General features: G+C 39.4%; 22 protein-coding genes, 1 tRNA gene and 1 other annotated feature. Of the genes, 6 read left to right on the top strand and 17 right to left on the bottom strand.

The features are described 5' to 3' along the window. Positions 1-35: 35 nt before the first annotated feature. Positions 36-182 (top strand): hypothetical protein, encoded by a 147-nt coding sequence (locus tag H0Z36_RS03920; protein ID WP_296863945.1) that lies wholly within the window; start codon positions 36-38, stop codon positions 180-182. Here the strand turns inward: H0Z36_RS03920 and H0Z36_RS03925 are convergent. Further along, complete coding sequence (locus H0Z36_RS03925; protein ID WP_296863946.1) at positions 179-2464, bottom strand: DNA internalization-related competence protein ComEC/Rec2; 2286 nt, start codon at positions 2462-2464, stop codon at positions 179-181. The two genes, H0Z36_RS03920 and H0Z36_RS03925, sit on opposite strands and share 4 nt — an antisense overlap. Beyond that, positions 2452-3054 carry a helix-hairpin-helix domain-containing protein gene (locus H0Z36_RS03930; RefSeq protein ID WP_296863947.1) on the bottom strand — a complete coding sequence of 201 codons (603 nt, stop codon included), beginning with the start codon at positions 3052-3054 and terminating at the stop codon, positions 2452-2454. Before H0Z36_RS03930 ends, H0Z36_RS03925 begins: the two co-directional genes overlap by 13 nt. Before the next feature lie 277 nt (positions 3055-3331). On the opposite strand from H0Z36_RS03930, the gene H0Z36_RS03935 reads away from it, so the two are divergent. Then, entirely contained in the window at positions 3332-4618 is a 1287-nt protein-coding gene (locus H0Z36_RS03935; protein WP_296863948.1) for a thiolase family protein, read from the top strand. Between the two features lie 62 nt (positions 4619-4680). On the opposite strand, the gene H0Z36_RS03940 is transcribed toward H0Z36_RS03935, so the two are convergent. Continuing rightward, complete coding sequence (locus tag H0Z36_RS03940; protein WP_296863949.1) at positions 4681-4869, bottom strand: DUF1540 domain-containing protein; 189 nt, start codon at positions 4867-4869, stop codon at positions 4681-4683. Positions 4870-5154: 285 nt separating this feature from the next. On the opposite strand from H0Z36_RS03940, the gene H0Z36_RS03945 reads away from it, so the two are divergent. After that, positions 5155-5230: transfer RNA gene (locus H0Z36_RS03945), tRNA-Ala, on the top strand. 104 nt (positions 5231-5334) lie between these two features. Beyond that, positions 5335-7806 carry a leucine--tRNA ligase gene (gene leuS / locus H0Z36_RS03950; RefSeq protein WP_296864127.1) on the top strand — a complete coding sequence of 824 codons (2472 nt, stop codon included), beginning with the start codon at positions 5335-5337 and terminating at the stop codon, positions 7804-7806. Between the two features lie 120 nt (positions 7807-7926). On the opposite strand, the gene rsfS is transcribed toward leuS, so the two are convergent. The 3 genes from rsfS to nadD all read right to left on the bottom strand — a co-directional run bounded on the left by rsfS (position 7927) and on the right by nadD (position 9594). Beyond that, positions 7927-8292, bottom strand: coding sequence for a ribosome silencing factor (gene rsfS / locus H0Z36_RS03955; RefSeq protein ID WP_296863950.1), 366 nt, complete (start codon positions 8290-8292; stop codon positions 7927-7929). Between the two features lie 112 nt (positions 8293-8404). Further along, positions 8405-8974 carry a bis(5'-nucleosyl)-tetraphosphatase (symmetrical) YqeK gene (gene yqeK / locus H0Z36_RS03960; RefSeq protein WP_296863951.1) on the bottom strand — a complete coding sequence of 190 codons (570 nt, stop codon included), beginning with the start codon at positions 8972-8974 and terminating at the stop codon, positions 8405-8407. Continuing rightward, positions 8974-9594, bottom strand: coding sequence for a nicotinate-nucleotide adenylyltransferase (gene nadD, locus H0Z36_RS03965; protein WP_366508856.1), 621 nt, complete (start codon positions 9592-9594; stop codon positions 8974-8976). The genes yqeK and nadD overlap by 1 nt, the downstream gene beginning before the upstream one ends. Positions 9595-9774: 180 nt before the next feature. Between nadD and H0Z36_RS03970 the strand changes: the two genes are divergently transcribed. Further along, the gene (locus H0Z36_RS03970; protein WP_296863953.1) at positions 9775-10395 is read left to right on the top strand and encodes a hypothetical protein; all 621 of its coding nucleotides are present in this window, start codon (positions 9775-9777) and stop codon (positions 10393-10395) included. A gap of 27 nt (positions 10396-10422) precedes the next feature. Further along, positions 10423-11457 carry a cysteine synthase A gene (gene cysK, locus H0Z36_RS03975; RefSeq protein WP_296863954.1) on the top strand — a complete coding sequence of 345 codons (1035 nt, stop codon included), beginning with the start codon at positions 10423-10425 and terminating at the stop codon, positions 11455-11457. 26 nt (positions 11458-11483) lie between these two features. Here cysK and H0Z36_RS03980 read toward each other — a convergent pair whose 3' ends face one another. From H0Z36_RS03980 to H0Z36_RS04030, 11 genes are all read right to left on the bottom strand, one after another. After that, positions 11484-12728 (bottom strand): glutamate-5-semialdehyde dehydrogenase, encoded by a 1245-nt coding sequence (locus H0Z36_RS03980; RefSeq protein WP_296864128.1) that lies wholly within the window; start codon positions 12726-12728, stop codon positions 11484-11486. 47 nt (positions 12729-12775) lie between these two features. After that, complete coding sequence (gene proB / locus H0Z36_RS03985) at positions 12776-13903, bottom strand: glutamate 5-kinase (protein ID WP_296863955.1); 1128 nt, start codon at positions 13901-13903, stop codon at positions 12776-12778. A 14-nt stretch (positions 13904-13917) separates the two neighbouring features. Continuing rightward, positions 13918-15180: a GTPase ObgE gene (gene obgE / locus H0Z36_RS03990; RefSeq protein ID WP_296863956.1), complete on the bottom strand. Its 1263-nt coding sequence runs from the start codon at positions 15178-15180 to the stop codon at positions 13918-13920. Positions 15181-15184: 4 nt separating this feature from the next. After that, positions 15185-15628 carry a Spo0B domain-containing protein gene (locus tag H0Z36_RS03995; protein ID WP_366508857.1) on the bottom strand — a complete coding sequence of 148 codons (444 nt, stop codon included), beginning with the start codon at positions 15626-15628 and terminating at the stop codon, positions 15185-15187. An 86-nt stretch (positions 15629-15714) separates the two neighbouring features. After that, positions 15715-16011 carry a 50S ribosomal protein L27 gene (gene rpmA, locus H0Z36_RS04000; RefSeq protein WP_296864129.1) on the bottom strand — a complete coding sequence of 99 codons (297 nt, stop codon included), beginning with the start codon at positions 16009-16011 and terminating at the stop codon, positions 15715-15717. A 2-nt stretch (positions 16012-16013) separates the two neighbouring features. Next, positions 16014-16343, bottom strand: a complete 330-nt coding sequence (locus H0Z36_RS04005; RefSeq protein WP_296863958.1) for a ribosomal-processing cysteine protease Prp — start codon at positions 16341-16343, stop codon at positions 16014-16016. After that, positions 16343-16657: a 50S ribosomal protein L21 gene (gene rplU / locus H0Z36_RS04010; protein WP_296863959.1), complete on the bottom strand. Its 315-nt coding sequence runs from the start codon at positions 16655-16657 to the stop codon at positions 16343-16345. The genes H0Z36_RS04005 and rplU overlap by 1 nt, the downstream gene beginning before the upstream one ends. Positions 16658-16668: 11 nt before the next feature. After that, positions 16669-16746 (bottom strand) — a sequence feature (ribosomal protein L21 leader region). Between the two features lie 74 nt (positions 16747-16820). Continuing rightward, positions 16821-18248 carry an Rne/Rng family ribonuclease gene (locus H0Z36_RS04015; protein WP_296863960.1) on the bottom strand — a complete coding sequence of 476 codons (1428 nt, stop codon included), beginning with the start codon at positions 18246-18248 and terminating at the stop codon, positions 16821-16823. After that, positions 18249-18929: a TIGR03936 family radical SAM-associated protein gene (locus tag H0Z36_RS04020; protein WP_296863961.1), complete on the bottom strand. Its 681-nt coding sequence runs from the start codon at positions 18927-18929 to the stop codon at positions 18249-18251. Beyond that, entirely contained in the window at positions 18907-20766 is a 1860-nt protein-coding gene (locus tag H0Z36_RS04025) for a TIGR03960 family B12-binding radical SAM protein (protein WP_296863962.1), read from the bottom strand. Before H0Z36_RS04025 ends, H0Z36_RS04020 begins: the two co-directional genes overlap by 23 nt. A 101-nt stretch (positions 20767-20867) precedes the next feature. After that, on the bottom strand, positions 20868-23489 hold the full coding sequence (locus H0Z36_RS04030; protein ID WP_296863963.1) for an FAD-dependent oxidoreductase: 2622 nt from the start codon (positions 23487-23489) through the stop codon (positions 20868-20870). Positions 23490-23583 lie beyond the last annotated feature (94 nt).

Here is a 23583-nt window from a genome sequence, read left to right on the forward strand (position 1 = left end):
ATCTCTACAGTCAGGAATAAAATCCTGACTGTAGAGTGAGAATACATACCATAAACCACACTATTGTTGATGGTAAGCTGGTAATGATTGACGGTCAAATGCTCACTATTGACGAAAAACAGGTAAAAGCTGAAGCAGCTGAATCTTTAAATCGTGTGCATGAAAGAGTAGGACTTAGCTAAAGTTTAAAAGTTGATATTCTTAATTCGGAGCCATTGCTGAACAAAGTAATGGCTCCTTTTTTATCTGTACGCAGGATTTCTATATTTTCCTTTGTTAATTCTTTTATAACTTCCGGATGGGGATGACCAAAATTATTTTTCCCCACCGATAAGACAGCAATTTCAGGACTAATCGTTTTATAAAACTCCGGAATTAATGAACCTCTGCTTCCATGATGAGGAACTTTTACTACCACAGCCTTTTTTAAAAGATTTTCATTCAACATAAATTCAATCCCTTCCCGCTCAATATCTCCAGGAAGCAAAAGGGAGAAATTTTTATACTTTAAATAAATTACCAATGAAAAATTATTATACTTTTCTTCCGGACTAAAATCTCCTTCCGGATATAAAACTTCCAACCTGAAATCATTTTCCGATTCGATAACATCTCCTTTCTTTAGCCACACGAGATTCCTTGCCGATTTTTTCATAAAACTGTATTCCGGACAATCCTTAAAAACTTCCGGTAGAGCTACATATTGAACTTTTCGTTCTTTTAACACCAATTCCAATCCCTGCAGATGATCTATATCAGGGTGCGAATTTATTACCATAAAAATATGATTTATCCCCCTGCAGGAAATATAAGGCATAAGTTTTCTTTCTACAACGGAGCTAAATCTGCTGCCTCCTCCATCTATAAGAATAAACTTGCCTTGCGGGGTTTTTATAAGTATGCTGTCTCCATGCCCCACATCTATAAAAACAACTTCAACTAGCCCACGGTTATAGACAGAGGGAGGTAAGCAAAGAACAATTATAAAACTGCACACCATAAGAATCCCAAGCAAGAAATATTTCCTACTCCTGTCGGCAAAATTTAGGGAAAAGCAGATTATCAAAATCCCTGCATAGTAAATCATAACTAGCCATATTGAAGGCATTTTAACCCATATATAAGCCCCGGGCAGCTTAATAACCATTTTAGAAATTAAAACTATAATTTCAGTTAAAAATCCAGCGGGATATAAAAAGAGAGGACTTAAAAAAGGAAACATAAAACTGCTGAATAACCCTAAAAATCCTGAAATTATCGCTCCTCCAGCCAAATAAGAAACTAAAATATTGGTTACTATAGAGACCGGATTAAAAAGATAAAAATAGTAAGCAATAAGAGGAAGGACAGCTAGCTGGGCTGAAAAAGGGACTAAAATTAAATCTGATAGCCATGAGTTACATCTTATTTTCTTTTTTAAGCAGGGATAAAGATAAACCAGCCCCCAGGTTGCAGCAAAAGAAAGCTGAAAACCCATTTTAAACAGAGTATAAGGATCGATAAGAAGAATTATAAAACCGGAAAGCCCTAAGCTATTTAAAAGCCCGTTTTCACGTTTTAAATAAAAAGCAGCCATACCCAGGACTGCCATTATAATTGCCCGCATAACCGAAACAGGCCATCCAATTATGCTACCGTATATAATTAAAACTGCTGAAGAAATAACAATTTTTTCCCGGGATGAGAAAGAAAAAAAAGACAAAATCCAGGTTATGAGAATAACCAAAAAGCCGACATGAAGTCCTGAAACAGCAAAAAGATGAGCAATTCCAGCTCGTCTGAATTCTTTATAACTTTCCGGAGATATCTCTTCTTTTTTGCCAAGGAGCATCCCTGAAAGAACTGCTGCTTCTTTTTTCGGCAAATTCTCCTTTACAGTTTTCCCGGCTTTTTCCCGCCAATTATTGAGAAAAAAATTTATTCCTTTTGCCTTATCTGTTACCTTTAAATCACTTTCCTTTTTGACCGTAAGAATATAATAAATCCGCTCTTTCTTTAGAAAAGACGGATAATCAAATTCCCCTGGATTACCCGGCTTTGAAGGCAGAGAAATCCTCCCTTTTACAATAACCTCGTCTCCCTTTTTTATATCTGGCAAAAAATAGGCAAAAACCTGCATTCTTTGCTGATAATCCGGAACATCTTCTGCCTTCAAAATAAAGCTGCACTTTTCCTCATAAAACCGGGGATATGATATTACCTTTCCTCTAACCTCTACATTTTGCACGGCAGGGGCAGAAAGAGGAAAAGGAATTGCAAATAAATTAAGATACAAAGTGCCAGCAAGCAATATAAGACCTGCAATAAAGAGATGTTTGGGCAAATGCGGGAATATAAGGAACAATAACAAAAGAAGGCTTGTAAAAGCAAAAGCTAAGAAATCCAGCCCGTAGTAGGCCAGAGTTATACCAAAAGCAAATGTTAAAAAAAATTCTATCCATAAAGGCACAACTATTTTATACATATCTGGTCCTTTAGCTGTTCAAATCTTTTCTCTCCAATCCCGCTTACATTTTTTATGTCTTCAACGCTTTTAAACTTTCCGTTTTGAGTTCGATAATCTACTATTCGCTGAGCCAAAGCCGGTCCTATTCCGTTTAATTTTTCAGCCAGCTCCTCAACCGAAGCAGTATTTATATTGACCAGATTAGAATTGAAACCAGGATAATTATAGGAAGGAGTGTCCTTTATCGCAGCAGTTTCATCATAAGAAGGTATCCAAACAGTTTCTTCATCTTCCAGTTTCTTGGCCATAGGAATATATTTAAGGTCAGCAGTTTCAAGGACTCCTCCCGCCTCTTCTACCGCCTCATATACCCTCGCCCCATATAAAAGCTTATAGACCCCGGGCTTTACCACCTGTCCTCCTACATAAACCTGTATATATTTATTCTCTTCTTTATTATTCAAGCTGTCTTTTAAATCTGCGTTTTCATTCAATTTAATTACCTCACTGACATTTTGGAACTTAAGATCTGCATATTTAATTCCGCCCCAGAAAGCAAATAAAAGAGTTACAAAAAAAACTGTCAAAAACCGCCTGTTAATCTGCATTACTTTCATCACCTTATTTTAATATTCTATAAAAAATGTAAAATTCCTCTATCATATGTCAATTTTTTCTTGTTTCAGTACTACTAAATATATATTTTATCTATGGGATAAAAAAGTTTAATACACTTTAAAATAATTTAGAAAATTTAAATTTTATTTTTTTAGGAAAAAGTTATGGATTAATTATTAATTTTATGGAATACTTTAAGTAGAGTGGTTGGCTGATAAGCAGCCGCAGTGCAGACCGCAAAAAATATACTTAAGGGGGAATTATTTAATGAAGGAAGTATTTGTAGTAGAAGCTGCGCGTACTCCTGTTGCCCGTGCAGGCAAACAGTCCTGGTTTACCAATGTCCGCGCTGATGAATTAACTGCTATCGTTTACAAAGAACTCAGAAAAAGATGTGGCTTAGAAGATAAGAAAAAACAAGCTGAAATAATCGACGATGTAGTTTGGGCAACCTGTGCCAATGCTTTCATGGAACAGGGTCTCAATATCGGTCGTTTAGCATGGATCCTCTCTGACGGTGCTTATGATGTTCCTGGATGTACTGTTGACCGCTTCTGCGCATCAGGAATACAATCCATCCAGTATGCAGTATCTACCATGATGTGCGGTTGGGGCGGAGATGTTCAGTTTGCCGGCGGTGTACAGCACATGACCCACATCCCGATGGGCGCCGGAGCAGACGTTCATCCTGATTTGGGTAAATACATGGATATTGGGGCTATCAGCATGGGCTACACCGCAGAAATAGTAGCACGCCGTTTCAACATATCCCGTGAAGAACAGGACAAGTTTGCATATGAATCCCATATGAAATGCGCCAAAGCTCAAGAAAAAGATAAATGGAAAGATGTTATCATTCCTATAAAAGCAAAGGTTCCCGCAAAGAGCGCAAAGAACAATCCCAATCCCTTCAACAAAGAAGCCGCTTATGTAGCTACCGATCACTTGGCAAAAGCCAGAGCTGAAAAAGGCGAAGAAGACGTTGAAGTAGTAGTAGCCCGCGACCAGGGTGTTCGTCCTGAAACCACTTTGGAAACACTGGCTGCTATGCCAACCGTTTTCATGCAGGATGAAAAAGCTACCGTAACTGCCGGAAACTCTTCCCAGATAAATGATGCTGCTGCCGGCGTAGTTTTAGCTACCGAAGAAGGGGCAAAGAAACTTGGTCTGAAACCTAAGATGAAACTGGTTTCCTATGCAGTAATCGGCTTAGAACCTGAAATCATGGGTATTGGACCTGCATTAGCTATACCGAAGGTATTAAAGAGAGCCGGCATGACCATGGATCAGATTGATCTTTGGGAAGTTAACGAAGCCTTTGCTTCCCAGTCCGTATATGTCAAGAATACCCTCAAACTGCCTGAAGACCGTCTGAATATATGGGGTTCCGGAATTTCCATTGGACATCCTCTGGCATGTACCGGTGCCAGAATTGCATGCGATATAACCGCTATCCTGTCCGATCCCGACTACGCTGATGTAGAATATGTAATGGAATCCATGTGTATCGGACATGGTCACGGTGCAGCTGCTATCTGGCAGAGAGTAAAATAATAACTAAATGTATCGAAAGAGGAAGAGCTTCAACTCTTCCTCTTATTTTTTAAATCTCATCTCTACTTTTTCTCATAGCTGGCACAGTAATTTTCATCTTCTGCGCATCCACTGTTTACATTGCTTATAGGACTGATCTGGATCTGCTGCAGACTGCAGTAATTATTAGAATAATGTTTGCAGCTGGAAACATCACATCTTATAGTCTGCTTTCCATTCATATTAACTAAAATCCCCCTTTCTTTTAGCATCAGTATTATTTTTTACTTTCGGGTCTTCTTTATGCCTGAAATTTATTCCCCATTTTGAAAAAATTTTTTTATTTTATTGTTGACTTCAGGCTACAATTATCATATAATTTCTTTTGTCAATCGAATATTGAAAAGCGGTGAACCGGAGTAGTAAGCCAAATCTTCAGAGAGCTGCCGGCTGGTGCGAGGCAGTGGATGATGCTGAACTCGCCGGGGAGCTTTGCAGGTGAAACAAGTAGCCTGTAACGGTAACTTCCGTTAAGGTTAATGAGCGGACAAAGATGTGGGGCTATAGCGCAGTTGGGAGCGCGCTTGAATGGCATTCAAGAGGTCGAGGGTTCGAATCCCTCTAGCTCCACCATTATTTTATTTGTCAATAAGGGTGGTACCGCGGGAAACTCTCGTCCCTTGTTCGGGAATGAGAGTTTTTTTATTTATCTTTTGAGGAGGAAGGTGTAAATGGACATCAAATACGATTTTAAATCCATTGAAGCAAAATGGCAAAAATACTGGGAAGAAAATAATTTTTACCAGGTTAATGAAGATAAAACCAAGCCTAAGTTCTACAATCTAGAAATGTTTCCCTACCCTTCAGGAAATCTTCATATGGGTCATGTACGCAATTACGCCATAGGCGATGTGGTTGCCCGTTTTAAAACTATGAACGGCTACAATGTCCTACATCCTATGGGATGGGACGCTTTTGGACTTCCTGCTGAAAATGCTGCCATCAAACACGGCCATCATCCTGCAAAATGGACCTACGATAATATTGCCAATATGAAAAGACAGCTTAAAAGCCTGGGAATTAGCTATGACTGGAGACGAGAAATCGCTACATGCAAACCGGATTACTACAAGTTTACCCAATGGATGTTTTTAAAGCTTTATGAAAAAGGTCTGGCTTATAAAAAACATTCAGCAGTAAACTGGTGTCCTTCATGTCAAACAGTCCTCGCCAATGAACAGGTGGTAGAAGGAAAATGTGAAAGATGTGATGCCATAGTTGAAAAGAAACAGCTTGAACAGTGGTTTTTCAAGATAACCGCCTATGCCGACCGTCTGCTCAATGATCTTGAACTTCTTACCGGATGGCCGGAAAAAGTTAAAATTATGCAGAAGAACTGGATAGGCCGCAGTGAGGGCTGTGAATTTTCGATGACAGTAGAAGAAACCGGGGACAAAATCCCTGTTTTCACCACCCGTCCTGATACTATTTTTGGCGTAACTTACATGGTTTTAGCTCCTGAACATCCTTTAGTTGAAAAAATATCTAAAGGGAAACCTCAGGAAAAAGAAGTACGCGAATTTATAGACCGTATGAAATACTTAAACGAAATCACCCGTACTTCCACCGAAACAGAAAAAGAAGGAGTATTCACCGGCGCCCATGCTGTAAACCCAATAAATGGCGAAAAAATCCCGATCTGGATTGCCAATTATGTTTTAATGGAATACGGTACCGGTGCTGTAATGGCGGTGCCTGCTCATGACCAACGCGACTATGAGTTCGCACGTAAATATAATCTTCCTATAAAAGTAGTCATAAAAGGCGAAAATTCTCCAGCTTCAGCTGAAGAAATGACCGAAGCCTATACCGGAGACGGTATAATGATAAATTCCGGAAAATTTGACGGCCTCCGCGTTGAAGAAGGCAAGAAAAAGGTAATAAGCTTTATGGAAGAAAACGGCATAGGTAAAAGAGCAGTTCATTTCCGCCTGCGCGACTGGCTTATTTCCCGTCAGCGCTACTGGGGAGCACCTATTCCCATAATTTACTGTGAAGATTGCGGAATCGTTCCAGTTCCCGAAAAAGATCTGCCGGTACTCCTGCCGGAAGACGTAGAGTTTAAGCCTAATGGAGAATCTCCTTTAAAATATGTTGAAGAATTTTATAAAACTACATGTCCTAAATGCGGAAAAGAAGCAAGGCGGGAAACTGATACCATGGATACTTTCGTATGCTCTTCATGGTACTTTAATCGCTACTGCAGCCCGCACAGTACAGATGTGCCCTTTACCAAAGAAGCAGTTGACTATTGGATGCCGGTTGACCAGTACATAGGAGGAGTGGAGCATGCCATCCTCCACCTTATGTACGCCCGTTTCTTCACCAAATTCTTATATGATATAAACATGATTTCATGTAAAGAACCTTTTACCAACCTGCTAACCCAGGGGATGGTTCTTAAAGACGGCTCCAAGATGTCTAAATCAAAAGGCAATGTTGTAAGTCCGGAGGAAATCATAAACAAATACGGTGCAGATACCGCCCGCCTCTTTATACTTTTTGCTTCTCCTCCAGAAAGAGATTTAGAGTGGAGCAACCAGGGTGTAGAAGGATGTTATCGTTTCTTGAACCGGGTATGGCGCACAGTAACCTCCTGTGCTGAAAATATTGCTGGAGTAAATTTGCCCGAAAAAAATGAAGCTTTAGATAGAGATGCCAAAGCACTGCATTTTAAAACTCATGCTACAATTAAGAAAGTAACCGAGGATATTGATGAAAGATTTAATTTCAATACTGCTGTAAGTGCTATTATGGAGCTTTCCAATGCACTCAATGATTATCTTAATAAAGAAAATAAGAATATGGGCATCGTAAAAGAGGCTATTGATGCAATGCTCTTGCTTTTAAGCCCGTTCTGTCCTCACATTTGCGAAGAACTGTGGCACTTAATCGGCAATACCGAAAGCATTCATCTCCAGCCCTGGCCTAAGTATGATCCGGATGCCTTAGTTCAGGACGAAATTGAAATCGTTGTACAAATAAATGGAAAGGTCAGAGACAAAATAAAGGTATCTCCTGAAATAAGTGAAGATGAATTAAAACAAGCAGCTACTCAAAATCCTCGCATAATTGAGTTGACAAAAGATAAAAAAATAGTGAAAATTATAATAGTGCCACAAAAATTGGTAAATATTGTAGTTAAATAAAGTAATATGTCGCATTTGACATATATTTTACACCCCAGGGGTAGGTGCTGTACTCTACCCCTCCCCCTTTTTCAATTTAAATATAAATAAAAATAAGGGGAACCAATCCCCTTATTTTTATTATTTAATTATTGAAATTTCCTTTGCTGTTAACCTCTTGGCATTTCCCCACAGGCTTTCAAGATTATAATATTCCCTCTCCTGTTCACGAAATACATGCAGAATAATGAATCCATAGTCTAAAACTACCCATGCTCCCTGCTGAAAACCTTCCCTGCGCAAAGGTTTTATTTCAAATTCCTCTAATTCCTTGATAACATTTTCAGCTATACTGCGTACATGCAAATGGCTTCTGCCACTGGCAATTATAAAATAATCAGCCAGTATAGTGAGATCTTTTACCTCAAGTATCGATATATCAAATGCTTTTTCATCAAGACAGGCTTCTACCATGGTTCTAAGTATTTCAATTCTACTGTCTGACAATCACATTTCCTCCTTAAAACTTTTTAATATTTTGCGTCTCGGGTTCAGTAATTATATTAGCATAAATTGCAGTTCCAGGTATTAATTAGATTAAATTTTTATGTAAATTATTCTACTTTAAAATCTTTAAAAAGTGATTTCTTACTTTTACAGTTTGGGGATGAATTATCCTTCCCGTATCCATACAATAACGCAAAGTAGATTCAAGTGCAAAAAGCATAGCTTCATCAAGATTTCTTTCCACCAAACACCTGAGCCTCTCTATCCCCGGGAAATCACGCCCTGGCTCCACCATATCTGCCAGAAAAATAATTTTATCAAAAAGACCCATATCTAAATCCCCCAGGGTATGTTTGCGAACAGCACTGAGTATTTCTTTATCATCTATTCCCAACTCTTTCTCTATCAAAAATGCTCCTACCGGAGCATGCAGCAGATCCGGCACTTCGCGGTAAACTTCATCATCAATAAGTCCATTTTCTTTGGCTATATTCAAAAGTTCACTTCCTGCGATACCTTTTGCATAATCATGGACAATTCCAGCCAAATAAGCCTTTTCTTCATCTATGCCAAACCTTTCCGCAAGCCTTCTAGCTTTATCCGCTACCCCCAGCGAATGCCTAAAACGCAAAGGGGAAAGCCTTTTTTCAACTATTTTGGTTATTTTCCCAATTTCACTCATTACTTTGCCTCCTGGTACAGCCTGTGTTCATAGATATATTCTTCCAGCTCTCGCGGTAAGAGATACTTTATCGGCTTATTCTGCTTAATTCTTTTCCTTATTTCACTCGATGATATATCCATCCCTGGTATTTCAATAAATTTGATCTTTTCTTTCGCAATAGGTGGCAAACCGCTTTTTTCCCAAAAATCAGGTTCTATTACATATCCCGGTCTGGTTACCACCACAAACCTGCACATATCAATCAGCTGATCTATATTTTTCCAGGTATTAAAGGTTAAAAGCGAATCCGCACCCATAATAAAAAATATTTCAGCCCCATTATAAACAGATTTAAAATAAGCTATGGTATCAATCGTATAAGATTTTCCCCCCCGTTCCTTTTCTACAGGAGAGACATCAAAATAAGGGTTATCTTTTATCGCCATTTCTACCATACGGTAGCGATGTTCTGCCCCGGTTATCTCCCTGCCTGCCTTATGTGGCGGGTTGCCTGCCGGAACAAAGATAACTTTATCCAGAGCAAATTCAAATCTTACCCATTCGGCAGCAACTAAATGCCCAAAATGTATAGGATCAAAAGTACCTCCCATAATCCCTATTCTCTGCAATAAAACCACCTTTTTAAAATTTTTTCCTATCTCATAGTAAATGATAACATCCTCCTGCTAAAATGCAAATCCTTTGCATAAATTAAATAAAATATTGTTTTTGTTTTAAATTTTACAAAATTAAAATCATCCTTTCTTTTATCTCCTAAAGGCTCTATAATATTGATATTAAGGGGGGAGAGGAATAATATGCTTAAAGACATTATCCTCACTTTCCACAATCGAGGACTTCGCAGTTTTATTGAAGTAGATCTTTGTCCAGAATGTCCCAGACAAGACCATAAAGGCTGCTGCGGCTATTATTCTCCAGTTTTTTACCCTACCGATTTTGCTTATATCATGCAAAACAAACCGAAACTTTTAAATTACATATTTTCAATACCTAATCTTACTATCTTAGATTCTTCAGTCACTGTAAACAGCACAATCGACAAAAACGGCTACCTCTGCCATTTTCATGATCTCCAAAAAGGCTGTACATTGCCGCAAGATCTGCGCGAAACTATATGTCGCCATTTTGTATGTCCCGGAATAGGATGGGAAAAAGAACCAGAACTTAAACACTGGAAAGAATTCTTTCAAAACCTCTTTGATTATGAAATCTATCTTAACAACTTAATTGCCGATAAACTTAAAGCTAAAGGATTAAGTCTGCGCGATCATAAGAATCGAAGGCTCTTTTTTCAGGAACTTCTGACAATATTTATTGATGAAACCAGGAATTTGCCTGATTTTTTTAATCGATGTCCCCCTCTGGAAAAGTTTACTCTTACCCGATCCATAAAATTTGGCACAGACTGGCCTTTATAATTTATATTGAATGGAGGATTGCCGAAAATGAATTGGGCAAGAAACAGATATATAGCAGATAATGTTTTAGAAGCCATAGGACTCACACCTTTAATAAGATTAAAAAATATAGCCAAAGATGTCCAGCCAGAAATACTAGGCAAGCTTGAATATGTTAACCCCAGCGGAAGCTTAAAAGACCGAGTAGTTCATGCCATAGTAGAAAAGGCCGAAGAGCGCGGAGAACTTAAACCGGGCATGATTCTTCTCGAAGGCACTACCGGCAATACAGGCATAGCTACCGCTATGGTAGGCGCAGCTAAAGGCTACAAAGTCATAATTGTAATGCCGGAAGGGATGAGTGAAGAACGTAAAAAAACCATCCGAGCATACGGCGCAGAATTAATATTGACCCCCGGTGCTGAAACTGATGTCGACCTGGTATTAGAAGAAGTAAATAGAATAAAAGAAGAATATAAAGATAAAATTTTTCATATCGACCAGTTCTGCCGTATAGACAATGTAGACAGCCATTTCGAAAGGACCGGCCCTGAAATCTGGGAACAAACTGAAGGCAAAATTGATATCTTCGTCATGTGCCAGGGAACAGGAGGAACCGTAACCGGAACTGCTAAATTCTTAAAAAGCCAAAATCCTGATATAAAGGTTTATATAGCTGAGCCAAAGGACTCTCCCATCCTTGCCTACGGCAAAATCGGACCCCATAAAGTTCAAGGAATCGCTGATGGACTTATACCGGAAATTCTGGATTTACAGTATGTGGACGGCATTGTCCTGGTAAGCTCTGAAGAAGCCATAAGGACCGCGAGGGAAATGGCTCAAAAAGAAGGCATCTTTTGCGGGATATCTTCCGGCTGCAATGTAGCAGCAGCCAAAAAGATTGCCCTCAAACATCCTGACAGAAAATGCATTGTTACCATGATAAATGATAACGGACTGCGCTATCTTTCCACTGAGCTATGCGGCACCCAATGTGAACGTAAACTTCTAGACCGGGAATATCAGCTTAAACCGGAAGATAAGGCTAAACTGGCCCAGTATAAATTTGAAATAATTGAATAAGGTGGGAATTTGCTCCCACCTTATTCTTATTCTCTTATCTGTCCATCACCATAGATAACAAATTTAGTAGTGGTAAGTTCCTTAAGCCCCATAGGCCCTCTGGCATGAAGCTTTTGGGTGCTTATCCCCATTTCTGCTCCAAAACCAAATACTCCACCATCAGTAAAACGGGTAGAGGCATTTGTATAAACTGCAGCAGCATCCACTGCTGCCATGAACAAACGGGAATTAGTGTAATTTTCCGTAACAATAGCCTCACTATGTCCAGTTCCGTAAGTGTTTATGTGATCAATAGCTTCATCTATCGATTGTACCACTTTAACTGCAATAATAAGATCAAGATATTCTTCTTCCCAGTCAGCTTCTGTCGCCGGTTTAATGCCATCGGCTATTATCTCTCTTACTTTTTCACAACCCCTGATTTCAACGCTTGCTTCTTTATATTTCTCTACAATTAAAGGCAAAAACCGGGAAGCAATCTTTTCATGCACCAACAGGGTTTCACAGGCATTGCATACCGAAGGCCTCTGCACCTTGGCATTAAAAGCAATTCTTACTGCTTTGTCTAAATCAGCAAATTCATCAATATAAACATGGCAGTTGCCCATACCAGTCATTATTACCGGAACACTGGCATTTTCCTGAACCGCTTTTTTAAGCCCTTTGCCTCCGCGGGGAATTAAAACATCTAAATAATCATGCATCTTCATCATAAATAAAGCAGCTTCACGATCGACACTATCTACCAGTTGAATAGCTCCTTCAGGTATTCCACAGCTTTCAGCAGCATGAGAAAGAGTCCGGGCAATTACCCGGTTGGAATTCAAAGCTTCTTCTCCACCCCTTAATATTATAGCATTACCCGACTTCAAGCATAAACCTGCTGCATCGGCTGTTACATTTGGTCTTGATTCATAGATTATACCTATAACTCCTATCGGGGTCCTAATTCTTCCTATATCAAGCCCATTAGGCCTTTTTACCATACCCAAAACTTCGCCTACAGGGTCAGGAAGAAGGGCTATTTCTCTTAAACCTTCAGCCATGGCCTCTATACGGGATGGATTCAGTGTAAGTCTCTCAAGCATAGCAGAGGTTAACCCCATTTTTTCCCCTGCCTCCAGATCCAATCGGTTATTCTTGATAATCTCCTCCTGATTGGCCTCCAGGGCATCTGCCATAGCGTTTAACGCCTTGTTCTTAATATCAGTTGACGCAGTAGCTAAAAAGCGAGCTGCCTTTCTAGCTTTTTTTCCTTGCTCCATGAGCATATTTCTCAGATTTGCATCCACCTTGTCCTTCCCCCTAACATATGTAATTAAACTTCTACCCACAGGTTATTACGGTGAATTACTTCATCATAATCTTTATAACCTAATATTTTTTCAATATAACGGGTATTTTTTCCTGCAATAAGCCTTATTTCCTCTGCACTATAATTAGTTAATCCCCGCGCAATTTCTTTTCCTCCTGCAGTCACTACCTTAACTACTTCTCCTGGTTGAAAATCACCTGAAACGCCTATGATACCTGACGGCAAAAGGCTTTTACCCTGGTTAAGAAGAGCTTCTTTAGCACCTTCATCAACCATAATCTCACCTTGAGGCAAACGTCCAAACGCTATCCATTTTTTGCGGGCCTGCATTTTTTCAGCCCGGGGGATAAAAAGGGTTCCCAACTCTTCCCCGTCCATAAGACGGGCTATAACATTATGTTCGTCACTATTGGCTATAATCATGGGAACACCTGCTGCCATACACATACGGGCTGCTTTTAGTTTGGTATACATCCCTCCGCTAGAAAACTTGCTGCCCCGGCTTCTTGATCTTTCTTCTATCTCCTCTGTTATCTCATCAACTTCGCTTAAAAGAGAAGCATCCTGGTTTAATCGCGGATCACAGTCATAAAGTCCATCCACATCAGATAAAATAATCAAAAGATCTGCATTTACCACCCCTGCTACTAAAGCAGACAGGGTATCATTGTCACCAAACCTGATTTCCTCTACTACTACGGTATCATTTTCATTTATGATAGGGATTACTCCCATGTTAAGAATGGCAAGCAACGCATTAGCAGCATTGAGATAGCGTATTCTTTCATCAAAATCTCCACGGGTAAGTAAAACCTGAGCTACTATTTTTCCATATTCAGCAAAAATCTTCTCATAAATGTGGAGAAGGGAGCCCTGTCCTATAGCAGCTAAAGCTTGTTTTTCCGGCATAGTTGACGGAACTTTCTTAAACCCCATACGGTTCGCTCCTACCCCAATGGCTCCGGAACTAACCAGCAGGACTTCTTTACCCTGATTATGCAGATCTGCTATCTGCCGTACCAAATGATCTATACGCTGCAGATTAAGCTGGCCATTTTTATAAGTTAAAGTACTGGTTCCTACTTTTATCACTATACGATGACATTTCTTCAAATCTTTACGCTCTATCATTTTTATCACCTAAACTATTCAGTATATTCAAATTCAAAATCTTTTATGCGTACGATATCTCCTTCTTTTATTCCCATTTCCTTTAAAGCGTCTTCTAAGCCCATCTTTATAACTGCATTCTGAAAACGCCTGAGCCCTTCATCAGTATTAAAATTAGTCATCATCACTAACTTCTCAATTCTCGCGCCTGTAACCTCATATACTCCATCTACTTTGTTGATTATAAAAGGGGGTTCTTCTTTTTTATATCTGTGTACCACCCTTTCCTCTTCTGTCCAAACATCCTCAGGAACACTCTTCAACAGTTCATAAGTTTTCTCAATAAGTTCTTCTATTCCTTCTCCGGTAACTGCTGATATCGGATGAACTTTCCCCGGCTCTAACTTTTTGAGTTTCTCTAAATTTTCTTTAGCTTCTGGTATATCCATCTTGTTGGCCACAATAAGATAAGGTCTTAAAAGAAGTTCAGGCTTATATTTTTCAAGCTCCCTGCGCAAAACCTGATAATCTTCTAAAACATCTCTTCCTTCGGTTTGGGCAGTATCAAGCACAAAGAGCAAGACCTTAGTCCGCTCGATATGTCGTAAAAAATCATACCCTAAACCTGCACCTTCCGCAGCATTCTCAATCAAACCGGGAATATCAGCAACTACAAAGGTATCTTTATTTTTAGTTTCCACTACCCCCAAGTTGGGAACTAACGTAGTAAACGGATAATCAGCTATTTTAGGTTTTGCAGCAGAAATCCTGGAAATTAGAGTTGACTTACCCGCATTTGGGAATCCTACCAGTCCTACATCCGCCAGCAGTTTAAGCTCTAAACGAATCCATCTTTCTTCTCCTGGTTCGCCATTTTCAGATATGGTAGGAGCCCGGTTTACAGAGGTAGCAAAGCGAGCATTACCCCGTCCGCCTCTGCCTCCCTTAGCTACTATAACTTCTTGTCCATGTTCGGCAAGGTCTGCTATTATTTCTCCTGTTCCGTCATCCTTTATTACCGTTCCCACTGGTACTTTTACAATTAAATCTTCTCCCGACCTTCCATGCATCTTTTTACCCTGTCCATGTTCTCCCCGTCCAGCTTTAAAATGTTTTTTATATTTAAAATCCATTAAAGTTTTAAGCCCTTCATCAGCTACAAAAATCACATTTCCGCCTCTTCCCCCATCTCCACCAGATGGGCCACCCATAGGCACATATTTTTCTCGTCTGAAAGCAACTATTCCGTTGCCTCCATCACCACCTTTAACATAAATCTTAGCATAATCCACAAACATAGGATCACCCCTTAATCATACGGACTACCTCTTCTCCGGTATCCCTGTTTAAAACCATTTTCACTCCATCTGTTTCTTGATAAAAAGACGCTTCAAAAAACAAATCACCCTCTAAGCCCTCTTTCCGGCAAACTGCTGCTATGCTAGCATAAGGCTCATCAGCCTTTATAATTAATTCAAGATTATCAACCTTTATATCCTTATATCTTAGTATTACTCCTAAATCTCGTATCGATAACATCTGATGGTAAAAATACAACGCACTTTCCGGCTCTAAACTTGCAAAAAGCATTTTTTCATATGTCATGTATTCAATTACTTTATCTATGTAATTCTTCGCTTCTTCACTCCACCCTAGCTCAAGATACCCGTTTATTACCTGTAAATGGTTTCCAAAATCATGTCTTACCCTCCGCAAAATATCAACCATTTTAAAAGCTTCCATCACCAAATCCTCCCTCTCCTAATCATCTCACAACAATAGCAAAAACCCCTGAAAAACTCCAGGGGTTTCATTATTATCATAAAATATCGTTACATAGTTAAGGTTTCTTCAAGCGGATATACGCTTACCTGCTTTTTATCGCGACCTTTTCTTTCAAATTTAACTACTCCGTCAACAACAGCAAATAAAGTATCATCTCCGCCCCGCATTACATTTTTACCAGGATGAAATTTGGTTCCTCTTTGTCTTACTAATATATTGCCGGCTCTCACTACCTGACCATCATATCTTTTTATCCCCAATCTCTTTGATTCGCTGTCACGACCGTTTTTAGAGCTTCCTACACCTTTCTTATGAGCAAAAAGCTGAAGATCAAAACTAAACATCATCAGCACCTCCTTCTTTCCAAAGAAAAATAGTGTTTATAGGCATCTTCAAGTGAAACTAGTCCTGCTTCCATAGTTGAAAGTATGATCTGAGCTTTGTCCCTGTCTTCTTCATCCAAGACAGTCGGTAGTTTTACCTTTAGATCACCTTTTTCAATAGTATACTCAGGTTTAACTTTAAGGTGTTTCAAAAGTCCTATCAAAGCTGTTTGAGTAATAGCCGAAATGCCTGCACAGTATATATCATATCCTTCATCTGCATAACCAGCATGACCTTCGACATTAAAGCCTGTAATATATCCACCCTTATAAAATATAACCGCCTTAATCATTACCCTTCAATCTTTTCAATTTTAATCTTGGTAAAAGGCTGTCTGTGTCCTTGTTTTCTGCGATAATTTTTTCTGCGCTTATATTTCATAACATAAATCTTTTTGCCTTTTCCCTGTTCTAAAACTTCAGCAATAACCTTGGCTCCTTCTATCACTGGTTTACCTACCTTAATGGTACCATTTTCATCATTTATAAGCAGTACTTCTTCCAGAGTAACCTTTTCACCAGGTTCTGCCGGCAGTTTTTCTACCTTAACAATATCGCCTTCACTTACCTTGTACTGCTTGCCACCTGTTTTTATTACTGCGTACACTGTAACACCTCCATGTTTTTTAGACTCGCCAATCCCAGGCAGGCACTTTTAGCCATTTGAAAACCCGGACTGTGCGGTTGCAAAAACACGCAACCCATTTAAGAGCATAGCATAAAAAAAAACTTAAGTCAACCAGAACCAAAATTTAACACTATGAACACGCTTATATCGTCCCTGGGTATATCTTATACTCATGAAAATTCATATCCTGGTTTGACACCAGTTTTATCTTTTTTCCGCTCTTTTTTTCTATATAAGCTAAATTAGCTTCATCATTAGCTACAAACTGCAAAAGCTGAGGATGGGCTTCACATATTATTTCCTGACTCTCAAGATATCCCATATTCGCCAGTTTGCGTTTAATTTCACAGGATAACGCAAAATCATTTATCCTCCTGCCTCTGCCACCACAGGTTCCACATTCCTGAGTAAAAAATTCCGATATACCATAGCGCGACTTTTTGCGGGTCATTTCCAAAAAACCCAATCCCGTCATGCCTATAATCCGGGTGTGTGCTTTATCTTTGGCCAGTTCATTTTTTAAGACTTCTATAACAGAGGCCTGATTCTTTTTATTTTTCATATCAATAAAATCAATTAATATTATACCACCTATGCTTCTAAGCCTGAGCTGCCTTGGTATCTCTACGGCTGCTTCTAGGTTAAGCTTATAAACAGTATCTTCAAAATTATCTTTTCCCGTATATTTGCCGCTGTTGACATCTATAACGGTCATGGCTTCAGTCTCATCAATTATGAGATAGCCCCCGCTTTTAAGCCATACCTTCCTCTTCAAAGCTTTCCTTATATCTTTTTCCAGTCCATATTTTTCAAAAAGATCTCCTTCTTCATACTGAACCATAAAACTAACATTTGCCCTATTGAGAATAAACTCAGCTGCCTTTTCTTTTAACCTGCGATTATTTATAACAACCCGGCTGGTATTGCCATCTAAATAATCGCGCAAAGTCCGCTCTAAAACATCCATATCTTCATATATAAGGCTTGGAGCTTTAGATTCTTTATATTTTTTCTTTATTTTTTCCCATATATGGTAAAGATGCTGCATTTCCGCAGTTATTTCTTCTTCCTCTGCATCAAGGCATGCAGTACGCACAATAACCCCCATATTTTGAGGATTATTAGCTTCTACTATACTTTTAAGTTTTTTTCTTATTTCATCATCAGTGATTTTACGGGAGATAGATATGCCGGTTTGAAAAGGAAGAAGCACTAACAAATGTCCTGGAATACTCACATCACAGGTAACCCTTGCCCCTTTTTCAGAAAAAGCCTCTTTCTTAACCTGTACTAGAACATCCTGACCCGTTTTTAAAAGATTTAAAACATTAACCCCAGGCTTTTTCTCTTCCATTACTATATCACCGGCATACAGAAAAGCATTTTTCCCAAGGCCGATATCAACAAAAACACATGATAATCCAGGCAAAATATCTTTTATTCTTCCCTTATAGATATTGCCTACCTTCTCATCTTCATTGGCCCAAAACACCTCAGCCAATCGTCCATCTTCCACTATTCCCACCCGGGATTCCCAAGGATATACTTCCACAATAATCTCCCGTTTCATCTAAATCACCTTTTCTAAAGGGGTATAAAAAAACTCCCCTTCTTTTATATAATTTCCATTCCGGCAAATATCAGTTATCTTCTCCTCTGAAATCCCATATCTTAATAACAAGTCATTCAGTTCATCATACCGCACATTAACCGGTTCACCGACAGATACAAAAAAAGTAATATAAGATTGCCCTTTTTCATATTTCACCTCAGCTTTATAGATTCCTGCCTTGAGGTCTTTTTCTACATTCTTTTTCTTACCCCGGCTTTTTATTTTCAAAGACTCTGCCTTTAAAATCTCTTCTTTCAACCGGACTATTTTTTCTTCAGGTTCATTTAACGCAAAAGTATAAGATGCTGAATTTATAATCTTCATAAGAGAAGCTGCTTTTTCTGGAATAACCTGCGCCTCATTTACTCTGACCCCTTCAGGCAAAACCTGATTTATCCGATACATAAACTCTTCCGGCTTCATATCTTCATTCAAATCCAGGTCAAAATATTCTCTTGTCCCCCATACCCCTACAGGCAGAACAGTTCCTAAAGAAAGCTTAATATGAGGATTAAAACCTTCGGTTAAAGCATAAGGAAGAGAAGCCCGTCTAAGGCTTCTTTCTATAAGCCTCATCATTTCCAGGTTGGAAAGAAACCTTAAATCAGGGCTCACGCTATATTCTGCACGAATGCGCATTTTTATCTCCCTCCCTTATATCAATATCAACTCCAAAACGCGGACATATGCCACATCCGGTACATTTGTCATGTCGACAGTCAGGAGTCGTCATCTCTTTTAAAGCTTTCTCATTCTCACTTTTAAGAAATGCTTTGGTCACGCCAATATCTATAAAATCCCAGGGGAAAATTTCTTCATATGAAGGCTTACGCACAGTCCAGAAATCGGGATCAATATCTGTCTCTCTGAAAGCTTCCATCCACCGGTCAAAATGGAAATACTCAGTCCAACCGTCGAATTTACATCCTTTTTTATAAGCACTGTATATAGCTTTAGAAAGCTTCCGATTACCTCTGGACATTACTCCTTCCAAATAGCTGGTTCTACTATCATGGAAACTGAGTTTTATATTCTTTCCCTTTTTGCTGTTCATGTACTTTATTTTAGCCTCCAGTTCAGTAATGCTTGCCTGTGGCTGCCACTGAAAAGGAGTATGAGCTTTAGGAACAAAACAGGCCAAGCTAGCCCTTACTTCCACTGCCCTCTTAGAATACCGGCGTCCAATATTACGCACTTTATCTAAAAGTTCAATAATACCGTCCAAATCTTCCTCGGTTTCTTCAGGAAGCCCAATCATAAAGTAAAGCTTTACCGAATTCCAGCCTGATTTAAAAGCAGCTTCTACCGCTTCTAAGAGCTGTTCCTCGGTTACATTTTTATTTATAATATTCCGCATCCTCTGGGTTCCTGCTTCCGGAGCCAGAGTTAAAGTTGTTTTCCGGACCTTTTGTATTTCATTGGCCAGATCGATAGAAAACGCATCAACCCTCAATGAGGGAAGTGATATGCCTATTCCTCGCGCACCAAACTCAGCCACCAGCTCCCGGGCAAGTTTTTCTACCCCGGAATAGTCGAGAGTGCTGAGTGAGGTAAGAGATATTTCTTCATACCCGGTATTCTTTATCTGTGCTTCTGCCTGCTTCTTTAAGGTATCAATACTCCTCTCCCTGACCGGACGATATACTATACCGGCATGGCAAAAACGACAGCCTCGCTGACAGCCGCGCATTACTTCCAAAACTGCCCGGTCATGAACTACATTCATGTAAGGTAAAATAGGTTTTTCCGGAAAATAAGCCGAATCTAAGTCTTTTACAACTCTTTTCTTTACCTTTTCCGGCACACCCGGTATTTTAGGAAACATCTTTTTTACAGTTCCATCCTCGTTATACTCCACCTCATAAAAACGCGGCACATATACCCCTTCAATTTTTGTCATCTTCAAAAGCCTTTCTGCCTTAGGCAAATCCTTGGTAGCATAAACCGCATCCAGGAATTCAGGCAAAAGCTCTTCTCCATCGCCGATTAAAAATACATCTATAAAATCAGCATATGGTTCAGGATTGAATACCACCGGTCCTCCTACAACAACCAGGGGGGACTTTTCATCCCTCTCATTGCTCCATAAAGGAATCCCAGCTAAATCGAGCATATTAAGAATATTCGTTATAGAAAGCTCATACTGCATAGTAAATCCTATGACATCAAAATCTCTCAAAGGACGATAAGACTCTAAAGTATATAGTGGTATATTTTCCCTCCGCATCACTTCTTCCATATCCGGCCAGGGAGCAAAAGTCCTCTCTAAAAGATGCTCGGTAGTTTCATTTATCAAGCCATAAAGTATTTTGCCTCCTACATGTGACATACCTACTTCATAAACATCAGGAAAGGCAAAAGCCATTCTAGTTTTGGCTTTATTCCAGTCTTTCCTTATTATGTTAAGTTCGTTCCCCATATAACGCACAGGTTTAGAAACCTTAGGCAATATATCTTTAAAAAGCTTCTCTTTCATTTTTTGCCTCCATCTAATAAATTCACTACGCATATATCTTACCACAAAATACAAAAAAATAAGCCAGCCTTAAAAGCTGGCATTATTACATTATCTTTTCATTATCCTTCCACCAGATCAAACATATCTTTAGGAGCCCCACATACCGGACATTCATCCGGCGGTTCAGGTCCTTCATGAATATACCCGCAAACGCGGCATTCCCATTTGTTATATTTCTTATTTCCGCTTTCATCTCTGCCCAACCTGCCAACCGTCTGAGTAGTATCAACTTTAGCAGCTATAACTATTTCTCCTACCAACACCCCATCTTTAATAAAGCTCTTTTTATAGAAATCATTTACCGGGTCATTTACTTCTACTATCCTGCACTCTTTAGGATCTAAGTTAACTTCTCCTACGGAAAAGATTTCTTTCCCAAAGGCCATGAGCATAGTAGATATAAGAGGCTGCTTATACTCCAGCCAGTCGCCGGCCGCGACTGCTCCAGCCACCCTTCCCATTTCCATAGATACCGGCCATAAACCTATAACCCTTTCTCCAAACTGGGCAACATCTCCCGCCGCATATACATCAGAAACACTTGTGCGCATCTTTTCATCCACGATTATACCCTGTCCTACTTCTATCCCAGCCTCCTTGGCTAACGCAACATTAGGCCTTACCCCTGTTGAAAGTAAAACTAAATCAGCTTCAAGAACTATGCCATCTTTAAGCTTTACCCCGCTGACCCTATCATTTTCACCTGTTATAGTTTCAACGCCAACTCCTAAATAAAGTTCAATTTCATAAGACTTTATCATCTCTTCCAGTCTTCTTGAAGCATCAACATCCAGCTGTCTCGGCATAATGCGATCAAATCCTTCTATCACTGCTACCTTAAGCCCGGCTGAAACCATTTCCCATACAGCTTCCAGGCCTAAAACCCCTCCACCGATTACGACTGCTTTTTTAGCATCTTTCATCGCCTCTTTAAGTTTAAGGGCATCTTCCAAACTACGCATAGTATAAACACCCTTTAAATCTGCTCCTGGAATGGGCGGAACATTGCTGCTTGCCCCAGTGGCAATTATTAGTTTGTTATAAGAAAATTCTTCTCCATTTTCAGCTATGACTTTCTTAGAGCTTGCATCTATCCCTGAAACCCTTATCCCCAGTTTCACCTCAATATTTCTCTCCCGGTACCATTCCTCATCATGAATATAAATCTTTTTTTCCGGCAAATCTTCACTGAGCAGGTCTGACAACACCGGACGATAATAAGGAAGATATTTTTCTTCTGTAAGCATAATTATAGAAGCTGTCCGGTTACGCTTGCGAATATTTTCAGCCGCAGTCAAAGCAGCGATTCCGCTTCCTATAATAACAAACTTCTCATTGGTATCATTTATAAACTCATCTTCCATCTCTACCAGTACAAAGTTTTCTTTTCCTACACCACAGGCCGGACATACTTCAGGAGGCTCTGCCCCTTCATGTTCATATCCACATACAACGCATCGCCATTTATTTTTAGAGCTGTCCTGCTTATTATTCAAGATTGCCTTGCCAAATTCCATCCCCATAGTAAAAGCCTCCTCCTCTTCCCGCATTGAAGGTTTAAAGTTTACCTTAAGCCCGGGTAAAACCTTCATCCTCAAAGCCTTGAGCCGGTTTTCTATGGCAGGAACTGCCTCTCCGCTCCAGCCATAAGCGCCAAAAGCCGCTGCCACTTTGCCGGCATGCACAATCGGAGAAAGCTTAATTAAAAGCTCCCATATAGGCGGAAGTGCATCGCCATTTATAGTAGGCGATCCAATAAGAATACCATCTGCCAAGTTAATTTCTCTTAATACCTCTTCTTTATCTGCATAAATCAGGTCATACATCTTAACTTCAAACTCGCCAACTGTTAAAATGCCTTCCGCAATATTTTTAGCCAGAGTTTCAGTATATCCATAGGCACTCACATATGCTATGACAATAAGAGGCTTGTCACTTTCACGGACTTCAGGCTGTGCCCATGTTTTATATAAATCTATGTAATAGCCAAGGTTAGTGCGCAAAACCGGCCCATGTCCAGGACAAATAATTTTTAAGTTCAAATCCTTTATCTTTTCCAGGGCTTCAAGGACATAAGATTTAAAAGGTCCCATTATAACATCAAAATAGTATTTATAGGCATCATAAAAGTCACCTTCAATAAGGTCATTAAAAACCTTATTATCAGCATAATGGCAACCAAAAGAATCACAAGTAAACAAAATTCCGTCTTCCTTGAGATAGGTGTAGCCTGAATCAGGCCAGTGCAAAAAAGGTGCACTTATAAAATTTAAGGTTTTTCCTCCTAAATCAATTTCTTCTCCATCATTCAGCGATCGTTCGGAAAAATTCTTGTTGGTAATCGCCTTAAGAAAAGTCAATGCTGTCGCGCTGCCTAAAATAGTAAGGTTGGGGATCTTTTCCAAAAGCCTTTCTACCGAACCTGCATGATCCGGTTCAGTATGATTCATTATAAGATAGTCTATCGATGACAAATCGATGATTTCCTGCAAGTTATTAATATACTGGTCAAAAAACTTGACCTTTACTGTTTCTATAAGCGCAGTCTTTTCTCTGCCTTTAACAAGATAAGCATTGTAGCTGGTGCCGTATTCCGTGGACATTACAATATCAAAAACTCGAAGATTCGGATCCTGCACCCCAACATAATATACTCCATCACTAACAGGTAAAATTGCCATTCTACCCCTCCTTCATTCATATATTCCCATATTAACTTATAATTATCTCAAAAACAACATTTTCCATCTATTTGAAACAATCTTCTGATAAGTC

The sequence above is a fragment of the Thermosyntropha sp. genome, from assembly GCF_017656155.1.
In the GTDB taxonomy this organism is placed as follows: Bacteria; Bacillota; Syntrophomonadia; order Syntrophomonadales; family Syntrophomonadaceae; genus Thermosyntropha.